This window comes from Mariniflexile sp. (assembly GCF_052728615.1).
This window is the reverse complement of the sequence record NZ_JBFVFE010000028.1, coordinates 16,798-30,598: the sequence shown is the minus strand read 5'-3', so window position 1 is coordinate 30,598 and position 13,801 is coordinate 16,798. Positions and strand designations below refer to the sequence as shown.

The following is a 13,801-nucleotide window of genomic DNA, read 5'->3' as shown; positions in this document are numbered from 1 at the left end:
TCAAAATTACAAACAAAAGTTGTCATTCTCAATGAAGAAATCGGAAAATATAGTAGTTGGAATATCCATTGGTGACTTAAATGGCATTGGGGGAGAAATTGTTTTAAAAACATTTGAGGATGCACGAATGCTGGATTTTTGTACGCCCATAATTTTTGCTTCGGCAAAATCAATGAATTTTTTTAAAACGCATTTTAATTCTGAAATCAATTTCAATAGCATAAACAGTATCAACCAATTGGTTTTTGGCAAAGTGAACGTTTTAAATTGCTGGACCGAAGCGGTTACTATTGAATTTGGTAAAGAAGATATTAAAATAGGCGAATACGCCATTAAGTCGTTGCAAGCAGCAACTAAAGCCCTAAAAGAAGGCGACATAGATGTTTTGGTAACTGCGCCCATAAATAAGAGCAACATACAGTCCAATGATTTTAAATTCCCTGGGCATACCGATTATTTGGCCCAAGAGTTAGAGGGAGAAAGCCTTATGTTTATGGTCACCGATTCGTTAAGGGTTGGATTATTGACTGATCATGTTCCGGTAAAAGACATCGTTCAAAATCTTACGGAAGCATTAATAGTAAAAAAAATCAATGCCGTTTACAAGTCGCTTTTAATGGATTTTAAAATTGTAAGGCCCAAAATTGCGGTGTTGGGAATCAATCCGCACACAGGCGATAATGGCGTTATTGGAAATGAAGATGATACTATTTTAAGGCCAACACTTCAAAAAATTAAAGAAGAAGGCAAGTTGGTTTACGGCCCTTATGCGGCCGACAGCTTTTTTGGTTCGAACAACTACAAAAATTTTGATGCTGTAATTGCGACCTATCACGACCAAGGGCTGATACCTTTTAAAACCTTGTCTTTTGGACAAGGAGTAAATTTTACCGCAGGGTTGAATAAAATTAGAACCTCGCCCGACCACGGAACAGCTTACGAAATTGCTGGAAAAGGAGTCGCCGATGCGAATTCTTTTAAAGAAGCCGTTTTTGCTGCTATTCAAATATTTAAAAACCGATTTGAATATGAGGAACTTACCTCAAATCCCTTGCAAAAGTCGCGTCAAAAGATGTAAACAAAAAAATGTTTATAAGTACCATGGCTTAAATAAAAATTTATATATTTGCAGGCTCAAAATAGATGTGATAATGAAACGAGCAGTTCAAAATTTTATTTCACAACGAATTGAATAATAGCGAACTGCATGTGCCCATTAAAAAACAATAAAATAAACACATGAAGCCGTTAAAAGAGTTTACGATTCCATTTGTAGGATTAAAGGTTGGGAAACATCATTTTGAGTATAAAATAGAGCAAGCGTTCTTTGATTATTTTGAGTATGACGAGTTTAACAACGTTCATGTTGATGTCCATCTTGTGTTTGAGAAAAAAACAACATTACTGGAGTTGAACTTTAAAATTTCAGGATTTGTTAATGTGAATTGCGACGTAACAAACGAACCATACAATCAAACCATTGATAATGAGTTTGATTTGGTCGTAAAGTTTGGCGATGGATATAATGATGAAGACACCGATATTCTTATAGTGCCACATGGCACTTACGAAATCAACGTCCAACAATATATTTATGAGTTAATTGTTTTAGCAGTGCCCATTAAGCGCGTTCATCCAGGAGTTGAAGACGGAACATTAGATTCCGACATACTTGATAAATTAGAAGAGTTAAGCCCCAAGCTTAAAGAAGAAAAAGAAAAAGAAGAGGAAACAGATCCTCGTTGGAATACATTAAAAAAACTATTAACGGATAAATAAATATAAAAAATGGCACATCCTAAGAGAAAAATCTCCAAAACAAGAAGAGATAAAAGAAGAACACATTACAAAGCAACTGTGCCACAGATTGCTACTTGCCCAACAACCGGTGAAGCACATTTATACCACAGAGCGCACTGGCACGAGGGAAAATTATATTACAGAGGCCAAGTGTTGATTGACAACTCAGAGGCTGTGGAAAACGTAGCATAAATTTTATGCATACATATAAAAAACGCTCATTTATGGGCGTTTTTTTATGAAATACTTTTTCTAAAGGACAAAATGACGTAATTTGCACAATGTTTCGTCGAATTTTAGTAGTTTTCGCAAAATTTGGACTGTTTTTGTTCAATTTTAACGATTTTTTGGCCAATTTAACCATAAAGTTATGAGAAAAATCTCTGCAGCAATCACTGCTGTTGGTGCTTACGTGCCAGAATATGTATTAACCAATCAAATTCTTGAGACCATGGTTGATACTAATGACGAATGGATAACCTCTAGAACCGGAATAAAAGAACGTAGAATTCTTAAAGATGATGGTAAAGGAACTTCTTACTTAGCCATAAAAGCCGCCCAAGACCTTATCAACAAAAAAGGAATTGACCCTAAAACCATAGAACTTATTATTGTTGCAACGGCAACACCCGATATGAAAGCGGCTTCCACAGCGGCTTACACAGCATCTGAAATTGGTGCGATAAATGCTTTTTCGTTTGATATGGACGCGGCATGTTCCAGTTTTTTATTCGGAATGTCCATAGCTGCCAGTTATATAGAATCTGGAAAATATAAAAATGTGCTATTGATTGGAGCTGATAAAATGTCTTCAATCGTTAATTATAAAGATAGGGCTACTTGCATTATATTTGGAGATGGCGCTGGAGCGGCATTGTTTGAACCAAACGAAGAAGGTTTGGGGCTCCAAGATGAATACCTTCGAAGCGATGGTACAGGAAGAGCATTTTTACAAGCCACTTACGGAGGGTCTTCATACCCGTTAACAGCAGAAACTTTGGAAAAAGGCGGACAATACGCTTTTCAGGAAGGAAAAACAGTATTTAAAAACGCCGTGTTCAATATGGCCGATGCTACAGTTAAAATATTGGAACGGAATAATTTAACCAAAGAAGATATATCGTGGTTGGTGCCTCACCAAGCCAATAAGCGCATTATTGATGCTACGGCACAACGCATTGAACTGGAAGAAGATAAAGTAATGGTCAACATTCAAAAGTATGGCAACACCACATCGGCTACTTTACCATTATTATTGAGCGACTACGAATCAAAACTAAAAAAAGGAGATAATTTAATTTTTGCCGCTTTTGGAGGCGGATTTAATTGGGGAGCCATTTATTTAAAATGGGCATATAATTCAGTACATTAACCAAAACTAATTAGTAAAATTATGGATATTAAAGAAATTCAAAACTTAATCAAATTTGTTGCCAAATCGGGTGCAAGTGAGGTTAAATTAGAGATGGATGATATTAAAATCACCATAAAAACAGGATCAGACCCAGAAGCAACGTCCGTGCATTATGCACCTGTTGCTACTCAAATGCCACAACAACAAGTGGCGGCACCTGTAGCCGATGCAAAACCAGCCCCGGATACGCCTACACCAGCGGTAACTGCGGCTGCGGAAAATTCAAAATACATCACTATTAAATCACCCATCATCGGAACTTTCTATAGAAAACCAGCACCGGACAAACCCTTGTTTGTTGAGGTTGGACAAACCATTGCAGAAGGCGATGTACTTTGTGTTATAGAAGCCATGAAACTTTTCAACGAAATTGAATCTGAAATTTCAGGAAAAATAGTTAAAATATTAGTTGACGATTCTTCACCTGTGGAATTCGACCAACCCTTATTTTTAGTCGATCCATCGTAATTTGAAGTTTAAAGTTTAAAGTTTATAAGTTTATATGCGATTGCAATGAAACTTATAAACAACTAAACCATGAACTTATAAACTCAAAAAATTATGTTTAAAAAAATATTGATTGCCAATAGAGGAGAAATAGCACTTCGTGTTATTAGAACCTGCAAAGAGATGGGCATAAAAACCGTTGCGGTTTACTCAACAGTGGATGCCGAAAGTTTACACGTAAAGTTTGCTGATGAAGCGGTTTGCATTGGCCCACCACCAAGTAAAGATTCCTATTTAAAAATGTCTAACATTATAGCGGCTGCCGAAATTACCAATGCAGATGCTATTCATCCCGGTTATGGTTTTTTATCTGAAAATGCTAAATTTTCAAAAATTTGTGAAGAGCATGGAATAAAATTTATTGGGGCTTCCCCAGAAATGATCGATAGCATGGGCGATAAAGCCAACGCTAAAGCCACCATGAAAGCCGCTGGAGTACCTTGTGTTCCGGGAAGTGAAGGCGTTATTGAAACCTTTGAAGCATGCGAGAAGATCGCCAAGGAAACCGGTTATCCGGTCATGCTTAAAGCCTCTGCTGGAGGCGGAGGAAAAGGGATGCGCGGTGTTTTTAAACCAGAAAACCTTCGAGATGCTTGGGATTCTGCTCGTCAAGAAAGTTTAGCTGCGTTTGGAAACGACGATATGTACATGGAAAAACTTATTGAAGAACCTAGACATATCGAAATTCAAATTGTGGGCGATTCTACAGGAAAAGCATGCCATTTATCAGAACGGGATTGCTCCATTCAGCGGCGCCATCAAAAATTGACCGAAGAAACACCTTCTCCTTTTATGACGGACGAACTCCGCGATAAAATGGGAAAAGCGGCCGTTAAAGCTGCGGAATATATAAAGTACGAGGGTGCCGGAACCATCGAGTTTTTGGTAGATAAAAACCGTAATTTCTACTTTATGGAAATGAATACACGCATTCAGGTAGAGCACCCAATTACAGAGCAAGTAATCGATTTCGATCTGATCCGCGAGCAAATATTAGTGGCTGCCGGCGTGCCAATTTCAGGTAAAAACTATTTGCCAAAATTACATTCCATCGAGTGCCGAATCAATGCCGAAGACCCATTTAATGGGTTCCGACCATCACCGGGCACCATCACCACATTGCATGCTCCGGGCGGGCATGGCGTGCGGTTGGATACGCATGTGTACGCAGGTTACACCATTCCGCCAAATTACGATTCCATGATTGCTAAGTTGATAACAACGGCGCAAACCAGAGATGAAGCCATCAGTAAAATGAAACGCGCCCTAGACGAATTCGTAATTGAAGGTATAAAAACCACGATACCGTTCCACAGACAATTGATGGATCATCCAGATTATTTAGCTGGAAATTACACCACTAAGTTTATGGAAGATTTTGTTATGGAAAAGCAAGTTGAGGAATAAATAAAACCAATTAAATCCCGATGAATGTCGGGATTTTTTATGGTGTTCCTTTTGCTTTTTTTGGGAAAAGCAAAAGACAGGCTATCCGCTATATCTTTTTAAAACGTCATTGTGAGGCATCAGACAAAAAATTATCAAGCGATATTGTTGACAATAGAATTTGAAATTGAAAATTTGAAAATATGGATTGTCCCTAGAGGGGACTTTAGGGGTGTTTTTAAAATTTGAGTGTTGTTTAAATATTTGAAAATCAAATATATAAAATACTTGTCAATGGTAGGACGAAGGACGAAGCATTCTGTTAAATTTTTTGCCAAACCATCTTTATTGCTATCAAATTTTAAAAAGGATGCCGCTTCAAATGCGCAGCATTCACGAATTCAAATTTATCAAAATGATATGCATGAGTAATCCTTAACACAACAGCCTTTAACACAACAACCAAAGTACAAAATCACTATTTTTACAACTACTAACAACCACAAATGAATCTCTCTTATTGGGAAATAAAATCATGGTTCACTAATATAGATTATACTATAATTGGTAGTGGCATTGTGGGTTTAAATTGTGCCTTGCATTTAAAGGAACAATTTCCAAAAGCAAAAATATTAATACTGGAAAAGGGCATGTTACCGCAAGGAGCCAGCACAAAAAATGCAGGTTTTGCTTGTTTTGGCAGTCTAAGTGAAATTATTGAAGATTTAAAAACGCATACCGAAGACGAGGTGTTTCAACTTGTAAAAAAGCGCGTAGATGGGCTGCAACTATTAAGACAATCCTTAGGAGATCAAGCTATAAATTACCAAAACTACGGTGGTTATGAATTGTTTTTAAAAGACGATGGCTTGTTGGAAACCTGCCTTTCCAAAAGAGAACATGTAAACAATTTGCTTCAACCCATTTTCAAAAAGGATGTTTTCAGTATCAAACCGAATAGTTTTCATTTTAAAAACATAAAAGAAAAATATATTTTCAATCCGTTTGAAGGCCAATTGGATACGGGCAACATGATGGAAGCCTTACTTCAAAAAACACAATCAAAAGGCATTAAAATTCTCAATAATATCACTGTTGAAAGTTTTTCAGAAGACGCCCATTCAGTAAAAATCAAAACAAATGCTTTAGAGTTTTCAACCTCTAAACTTTTCATAGCTACCAATGGGTTTGCATCGCAACTTATTAAAGAAGACGTAAAACCAGCACGTGCCCAAGTACTTATTACCAAACCCATCAAAAATCTTCATATAAAAGGCACGTTTCATTTAGATAAAGGATTTTATTATTTTAGAAACATCGACCATCGTATTTTGTTTGGTGGCGGAAGACATTTAGATTTTAAAGGTGAGGAAACAACCGCGTTTGCCCAAACCGAATTAATCCAGAATAAATTAGAAAGTATTTTAAAAAGGGTAATTTTGCCGGAAACTCCATTTGAAATAGAACAGAGGTGGAGCGGTATTATGGGCGTTGGCTCCCAGTTGCTATCGGGACAAAAAAATACGATAGTAAAACCATTGGGCAATCATGTATATTGCGGGGTAAAACTTGGCGGTATGGGAATAGCCATTGGAAGTTTAATAGGGAAGGAATTGGCACAATTATCTCTTTAAGTGTGATTTAAATTTGAAAAACTTTTTAAGCCTATAATTAAATTAGAACCTAAACGTCAGTCTGAGACAACAGATAAAAAAAATTATCAAGCGATATTGTTGACAATTAAATTGAATTTGAAACTGAAAATTTGAAGATATGGATTGTCCCCTAGAGGAGACTTTAGGGGTGTTTTTAAAATTTGAGTGATATTTAAATATTTGAAAATCAAATATATAAAACACTTGTCAAAGGTAGCTTGTCGAAGACCTCTTAAAATGAACCAAAAAATAGTAATACCCAATTAACAAAATAAGATGATTAAAAAAATATTTAGGTTTTTATTTAAAATGCTCCTTTGGTTTTTTGCCATCTCCATTGGGTTGGTCATTGTATTCAAGTGGGTGCCCGTTCCCATAACCCCATTGATGGTAATACGGACTGTGCAGCAAAAAATAAATGGCGAAGACATAGTGTGGAAACACGATTGGGAATCTATTGACAACATTTCCAAAAACCTCCAACTCGCAGTTATCAGTAGTGAGGACCAAGATTTTTTAAACCACCATGGTTTTGATATGGAAGCCATTGAAAAGGCTCTGGAATACAATAAAAAAGGGAGGCGTACCAGAGGTGCCAGTACCATTAGCCAACAAACGGCTAAAAACGTTTTTTTATGGCCACAGCGCAGTTGGTTGCGCAAAGGTTTGGAAGCATATTTTACGTTTTTAATTGAATTGATTTGGTCCAAAGAACGGATTATGGAAGTGTATTTAAACAGTATTGAAATGGGCAAGGGTATTTATGGCGCTGAGGCCGCTGCGCAATATTGGTTTAAAAGACCCGCAGCCAATTTGCGCCAAGAAGAAGCGGCTGCCATTGCCGCCATTCTTCCAAATCCGTTACGATACAGAGCCAATCCAGCTACCAATTACATTCAAAAACGCAAAAATTGGATTGTGCGCCAAATGGGTTATTTTGGGCCTTTAATTTATAAAAAGGAAACTATTAAGGATGACAAAAAGAATCGAAAAAAATCCACAAACTAAGCAACAGCTTTACAGTGCGTGCTCAAAATTTATTGAAAACAGACATGAAACCATTCTAAATACCATCAAGGAAATACAAGAATCCTTAACATCTGAAACCAAAAGTAGTGCAGGCGATAAACACGAAACAGGTCGTGCCATGCTGCAATTGGAACGCGAAAAAGCAGGGAATCAACTAGCCGAAATCCAAAAAGTAAAAGAAACCTTTTCAAAAATCGATATTACCAAGCAGTTAAAAACGGTTGGATTAGGCAGTTTGGTTTTCACAACTCAAGCACATTATTTTATAGCCATTAGTGCCGGGGAATTTAGTATCAACAAGCAAACATTTTATGCCATTTCGCCCTATACACCCATAGGAAGTTTATTATTAGGAAAACATGTTGGTGATGCCGTTATTTTTAGAGACATAAAAATTACCATTACAGCTATTATATAATTTCAATCTTAGAACTCATCCTGACTTTTTGTTTTTGACCGAAAATGAGTTGAAATCTGTTCAGGTAAGACCATTTTTGAGAGGCATAGCATCGCTACGGATAAGAAAATAGACGAAATATGGGCGAATTTCAGCCATTTTTTAGGAAATAGAAAAAGTCAAGATGAGTTCTTATATAAAATACGCTTATATTTAATAAAAAATTGTTTTTAGAAAAAGAACTGCGTGAATCAAATTCCTCAAATGTTTGATGTTATTATTATTGGCGGTGGTTTAGCGGGCTTATCCAGTGCTATCCATCTATCAAAATATGGCTTCAAAGTATTACTTATAGAGAAAAACAGTTATCCAAAACACAAGGTCTGCGGCGAATATATTTCCAATGAGGTATTGCCCTATTTGGAGTTTTTGGGAATCGATGTATTCCAATTAGGTGCTCAAAAAATCAATAAGTTCGAATTATCCACGCCAAAAAATAAACTGTTGAAGAGCGATTTAAGCTTGGGTGGTTTTGGCATCAGTCGTTATACTTTAGACAATGCATTGTATGAAAAAGTAAGAAGCTGCCACGTCAAAACAGTTAAGGATTCTGTTATGGATGTTCAGTTTTTAAATGATGGATTTTCAGTTGCCACAAAAAATAATAACACCTTTAAATCAAAAATAGTTATTGGTGCTTACGGCAAACGTTCTGCGCTCGATGTTTCTTTACAGCGGAAATTCATTAAAGAAAAGTCACCATTTTTAGCAGTCAAAACACATGTGAAGGGCGATTTTCCAAACGATTTGGTGGCACTCCATAATTTTAAAGGGGGTTATTGTGGGGTTTCAAAGGTTGAAAACGACACCATTAATTTGTGCTATATCACAGATTTTGAAGCTTTTAAAGCGTACAAGGATATTGATGCCTTTCAAGAACAAGTGGTTTTTAAAAATACGTATTTGAAATCAATTTTTAAAAATGCCGCCCCCGTTTTTGAAAAACCATTGACCATCAGTCAAGTTTCATTTTCAAATAAAAGGCCTATTGAAAATCACATCATCATGTGTGGCGATACAGCAGGCATGATTCACCCTTTGTGCGGTAATGGCATGAGTATGGCCATTAGAAGTGCGCAAATGGCTTCGCAATTGATTATTGAGTATCTTCAAGGAAAAATACCGTCACGTTACACTTTGGAAAAAGCCTATCAAAAATCTTGGAACAATGCCTTTGGCACACGGTTAAAGGTTGGGCATGTGGTGGCAAAACTATTCAGCAAAAACCAATTGGCAGAAGTATTGTTAACGGTTTTAAATCGTTTTCCAGCATTGTTGCCAAAAATAATAAAACAAACCCACGGAAAACCCATGGTCATTAAATGAGCTTTTTAATTAACACAAAACAACGCACGGATGCTGTGGAGTTGATGGATGATTTTTCCATTAACGGTGCTATTTTGCATGATACTTTAGACACGTTGGCAAATATAAACAAATGGCTTGGAGGCAATAAGGTAACGCTTGGCGGTTTGAAAAAAGTATTAAAAAACCATCCAAAAAAAGAACCGCTAACTATTATAGATTTGGGTTGCGGCGGCGGTGATATTTTGCGTAAAGTTGCTGAATTTGGGAAAAATGAAGGCTATACCTTTAGGCTTATTGGGATTGATGCCAACAAAAACGCCATGGTTTATGCCAGACAGTTATCTAAAAATTATCCTGAAATTAGCTTTATGGATTGTGATATTTTTTCAGAAGCATTTGAATCCTTGCACTATGATGTGGTGTTGTCAACCTTGTTCTTACACCATTTTAAGGAAGACCAAATTATCGATATTTTATCAATAGCAAAAAAGAAAGCAAAGTTGGGCATTGTGGTAAACGATTTGCACCGGCATCCTCTAGCATATTACCTATTTAAATCAATCTGCCTAACCATAAAAAACAATATGATTATTGAAGATGGACTGACTTCCATTTTACGTGGATTTAAACGTAACGAGTTGGAACGCTTTTCAGAAAAATTACAAATATCGCCTCAAACTAAGTGGAAATGGGCATTTCGCTATCAATGGATAATTCAAAATTAATGAGCGTTAAAATAACAGCAGTCGCAAAACAACTTCCTCAATATACACGGTCTACCGCCGATATTTTGCCCTATTTGGAAGTTTGGTTATCGGGTAAGGAAGATCGTTTTAAACGGAAAGTCCTTAAAATTTTTGAGAACGCAGGCGTCGATAGGCGTTACTCGATCATGGATGCCAAAGACGTTTTTCTAAACACGTCTTTTGAAGAAAAAAACGATATTTATATTAGGGAAATCATTAAACTCGCTGAGAGCGCGCTTGTAAAATCCCTTGAAAAAGCAAACCTTCAACCCCAAGATATTGACTATATTATTACGGTAAGCTGCACGGGGATTATGATTCCGTCGTTGGATGCTTACCTCATCAATCGTCTAAAAATGAAACAGGACATTGTGCGCTTACCCGTTACCGAAATGGGTTGTGCCGCAGGTGTTTCGGGCATTATTTATGCGAAGAATTTTTTAAAAGCGAATCCCAACAAACGCGCAGTTGTTATTGCGGTGGAATCGCCTACCGCCACGTTTCAGTTAGACGATTTTTCCATGGTAAACATTGTGAGTGCTGCTATTTTTGGAGATGGCGCTGCGAGCGTTATTTTATCTTCTTATGAAAATGAAGAAGGTCCGGAGATAAAAGATGAAGCCATGTACCATTTCTATGATGCCGAACAGATGATGGGGTTTAAATTGGTCAACTCGGGTTTGCAAATGATTCTGGATATATCGGTGCCACAAACCATTTCAGACCATTTTCCAGCCATTGTGCATCCTTTTTTAGAACGGAATGGGTTGACTATCGAAGCTATTGACCATCTTATTTTTCACCCTGGCGGAAAAAAAATAGTTCAAACCGTAGAAGAATTGTTCGGTTCCCTCGGAAAAAATATTGACGATACCAAAGATGTTCTTAAATTGTACGGCAATATGAGTAGCGCCACGGTGCTCTATGTTCTAGAACGATTTATGGATAAAAAACTGCCAAAAGGCGACAAAGGTTTGATGCTTAGTTTTGGTCCTGGGTTTTCGGCACAACGTATTTTGTTGGAATGGTAAAAGATTTCCGCCTTCGCGGAAATGAAAAAATAATTGATGACAAAAGAATTTCAAAATAAAAATTATTGGGCACTTGTTTTGGGTGGCTCTAGTGGACTGGGTTTGGCAACAGCAAAAAAGCTGGCGAAACACGGTATGAATGTTTGTGTGGTTCATCGAAATTCAAGATTTCAAGAAGCTGAAATCACATTTGAATTCAATAAAATAAAAGCCGAGGGCATTCAGTTTTTGGCCTTTAATGTGGATGCCATAAATGCTGAAAAACGGAACGAAATCATTTCAGAATTACAACAACTTTTAGGAAAAGAGGGAAAAATTAAAACGTTGGTACACAGTATTGCAAAAGGCAATTTAAAACCTATGGTAAGTGATGGAATCCCAACTTTAAAAAATGATGATTTTATTTTGACCATCAACGCCATGGCGATTAGTTTACACGATTGGACACAAGCTATTTTTGAGGCAAAATTATTTGCCGAAGATGCGAGAATCATCAGTTTTACAAGCGAAGGCAATACCAAAGCATGGAAACATTACGCAGCGGTTTCGGCAGCAAAAGTAACCTTGGAAGCCATTACCAGAAGCATTGCTTTGGAATTTGCGCCCCATGGTATCAGGGCCAATTGCATTCAAGCAGGCGTTACCGATACGACATCTTTAAGGCTGATTTCAGGAAACGAAAAGATGAAAGCACATACCCTGTTACGAAACCCATTTAAGCGATTGACAACCCCAGACGATGTGGCAAATGTGGTGTATTTATTAAGTAAGGATGAAGCGGGTTGGATTAATGGAACCATTATAAAGGTTGATGGTGGGGAGCATATTTCGTGAAAAAGAATTTAGAATCATAAAATGATTGTATCTTTGATAGTATCAAATGATAGTATTATTATGAAACCTCCTTACGAAATAACATCAGAGATGTTAAGGTTAATAACATCTGTTTCGGAAAAAATAGGTGCTGTAAATGCCAGCTTTTTAAATAGACCTTCACCAAAATTAAGAAAACAAAATAGGATTAAAACAATTTATTCCTCATTAAAAATAGAAGGAAACACCTTAACGGAAGAACAGATTACGGCGCTTTTAGAAAATAAAAGAATCGTTGGGCCCAAAAAAGATGTTATTGAAGTTTTAAACGCTATTCAGGTTTATGAGAACTTAGAAAAGTATAAACCTAGCGATGAAGCCACATTTTTTAAAGCGCATCGGGTTTTGATGGAAAACTTAATTGATAATCCAGGAAAATATAGAAACCAAGGCGTCGGCATAGTAAAAGGTTCAAAAGTGCAACATGTGGCACCACCTTATGAAAATGTACCGTTTTTAATGAAAGACCTGTTCGAATACTTGAAAAACGGAGACGACATTGAGCTCATAAAAGGTTGCGTGTTTCATTACGAAATGGAATTTATTCATCCATTTTTAGATGGAAATGGGAGAATGGGAAGACTATGGCAAACCTTAATTCTTATGGAAAAAAATCCAATCTTTGAATTTTTGCCTTTTGAGACTCTCATTAGCAACGATCAACAAAAATATTATAAGGCATTAGCAGATAGCGATAAATTTGGACAATCTACAAAGTTTATTGAATATATGTTAACCGTTATTGACATTTCAATAAGCGAACTTTTAAATTATAATGATAGAACATTTACGGAACAGAACAGGCTTGAATATTTTGTTTCACTAAATAAAAGTCAATTTAGTAGAAAAGATTATATGGCGATTTTTAAAGATATTTCTTCTGCAACTGCCAGTAGAGATCTAAAAAAAGGAGCCGAATTAAATCTATTTCAGAAAACTGGAGAAAAAAACAAGACCATTTATAAATTAATAACAGTGAATAACAAATAAATAAAACAAGTTTATTTATAAACCTTATATAAGTTCCCAACACAGTCAAAAGCTTTAAATGACCTCAAAACAAATCATAGAATTATTGCCTTATCAACATCCCTTTTTGTTTGTTGACAAACTCACTATGATTTCAAATGAAAGCATAACAGGCCATTACGCTTTCAAAAAAGACGCCTATTTTTATAAAGGTCATTTTAAAAACAATCCCGTAACGCCAGGTGTTATTCTAACCGAATGTATGGCGCAAATAGGCGTGGTTTGTTTAGGTATTTATTTAATGAAAGATAAAATTTCAGAAGAAAATAAACCGCAAATCGCTTTAACTTCCAGTCAGGTGGATTTTTTTTTACCGGTGTTTCCTAATGAAAAAGTAACGGTGGTTTCAAAAAAAGAAGTCTTTCGGTTTAATAAATTGAAGTGTAAGGTCAGTATGTTTAATGGGAAAAATGAGTTGGTTTGTAGAGGATTGATTTCGGGAATGTTACATATTCCAGCGTAGGCAGGAATCTCATCAACCGGTAAAATATAAATATCTATTAAGAACAGAACCTTTTAATGGGCATTAAAAAGTATAAATTTAGGGTTCAATTAATAAGATTTCC

General features: G+C 36.4%; 15 protein-coding genes. All 15 read left to right on the top strand.

The features are described 5' to 3' along the window. The first annotated feature begins 31 nt into the window (after positions 1-31). A complete protein-coding gene (gene pdxA / locus ACU1LP_RS11625; protein ID WP_445731295.1) occupies positions 32-1,078 on the top strand; it encodes a 4-hydroxythreonine-4-phosphate dehydrogenase PdxA in 1,047 nt (348 codons plus the stop codon). 161 nt (positions 1,079-1,239) lie between these two features. After that, positions 1,240-1,779, top strand: a complete 540-nt coding sequence (locus ACU1LP_RS11620) for a YceD family protein (RefSeq protein WP_445731296.1) — start codon at positions 1,240-1,242, stop codon at positions 1,777-1,779. A gap of 9 nt (positions 1,780-1,788) precedes the next feature. After that, positions 1,789-1,992 (top strand): 50S ribosomal protein L32, encoded by a 204-nt coding sequence (gene rpmF / locus ACU1LP_RS11615; RefSeq protein WP_445731297.1) that lies wholly within the window; start codon positions 1,789-1,791, stop codon positions 1,990-1,992. Between the two features lie 178 nt (positions 1,993-2,170). Then, entirely contained in the window at positions 2,171-3,172 is a 1,002-nt protein-coding gene (locus tag ACU1LP_RS11610; protein ID WP_445736345.1) for a beta-ketoacyl-ACP synthase III, read from the top strand. Positions 3,173-3,193: 21 nt separating this feature from the next. Next, entirely contained in the window at positions 3,194-3,682 is a 489-nt protein-coding gene (accB, locus tag ACU1LP_RS11605; protein ID WP_445731299.1) for an acetyl-CoA carboxylase biotin carboxyl carrier protein, read from the top strand. A gap of 93 nt (positions 3,683-3,775) precedes the next feature. Then, the gene (accC, locus tag ACU1LP_RS11600; protein ID WP_445731300.1) at positions 3,776-5,128 is read left to right on the top strand and encodes an acetyl-CoA carboxylase biotin carboxylase subunit; all 1,353 of its coding nucleotides are present in this window, start codon (positions 3,776-3,778) and stop codon (positions 5,126-5,128) included. A gap of 485 nt (positions 5,129-5,613) precedes the next feature. After that, complete coding sequence (locus ACU1LP_RS11595) at positions 5,614-6,741, top strand: NAD(P)/FAD-dependent oxidoreductase (protein ID WP_445734405.1); 1,128 nt, start codon at positions 5,614-5,616, stop codon at positions 6,739-6,741. Positions 6,742-7,038: 297 nt separating this feature from the next. Beyond that, on the top strand, positions 7,039-7,770 hold the full coding sequence (gene mtgA, locus ACU1LP_RS11590; RefSeq protein ID WP_445731302.1) for a monofunctional biosynthetic peptidoglycan transglycosylase: 732 nt from the start codon (positions 7,039-7,041) through the stop codon (positions 7,768-7,770). Further along, positions 7,736-8,209, top strand: a complete 474-nt coding sequence (locus ACU1LP_RS11585) for a 3-oxoacyl-ACP synthase (RefSeq protein WP_445734406.1) — start codon at positions 7,736-7,738, stop codon at positions 8,207-8,209. Before mtgA ends, ACU1LP_RS11585 begins: the two co-directional genes overlap by 35 nt. A 243-nt stretch (positions 8,210-8,452) precedes the next feature. After that, positions 8,453-9,574, top strand: a complete 1,122-nt coding sequence (locus ACU1LP_RS11580) for an NAD(P)/FAD-dependent oxidoreductase (RefSeq protein ID WP_445734408.1) — start codon at positions 8,453-8,455, stop codon at positions 9,572-9,574. Continuing rightward, positions 9,571-10,281 (top strand): methyltransferase domain-containing protein, encoded by a 711-nt coding sequence (locus tag ACU1LP_RS11575; RefSeq protein ID WP_445731305.1) that lies wholly within the window; start codon positions 9,571-9,573, stop codon positions 10,279-10,281. Before ACU1LP_RS11580 ends, ACU1LP_RS11575 begins: the two co-directional genes overlap by 4 nt. Next, positions 10,281-11,333, top strand: coding sequence for a type III polyketide synthase (locus ACU1LP_RS11570; protein ID WP_445734409.1), 1,053 nt, complete (start codon positions 10,281-10,283; stop codon positions 11,331-11,333). Before ACU1LP_RS11575 ends, ACU1LP_RS11570 begins: the two co-directional genes overlap by 1 nt. Positions 11,334-11,369: 36 nt before the next feature. Beyond that, complete coding sequence (locus tag ACU1LP_RS11565; RefSeq protein ID WP_445731307.1) at positions 11,370-12,167, top strand: enoyl-ACP reductase FabI; 798 nt, start codon at positions 11,370-11,372, stop codon at positions 12,165-12,167. Positions 12,168-12,227: 60 nt separating this feature from the next. Continuing rightward, complete coding sequence (locus ACU1LP_RS11560; RefSeq protein WP_445736352.1) at positions 12,228-13,196, top strand: Fic family protein; 969 nt, start codon at positions 12,228-12,230, stop codon at positions 13,194-13,196. Positions 13,197-13,254: 58 nt separating this feature from the next. Then, positions 13,255-13,698, top strand: coding sequence for a 3-hydroxyacyl-ACP dehydratase FabZ family protein (locus tag ACU1LP_RS11555; RefSeq protein WP_445731308.1), 444 nt, complete (start codon positions 13,255-13,257; stop codon positions 13,696-13,698). The last annotated feature ends 103 nt before the right edge of the window (positions 13,699-13,801 follow it).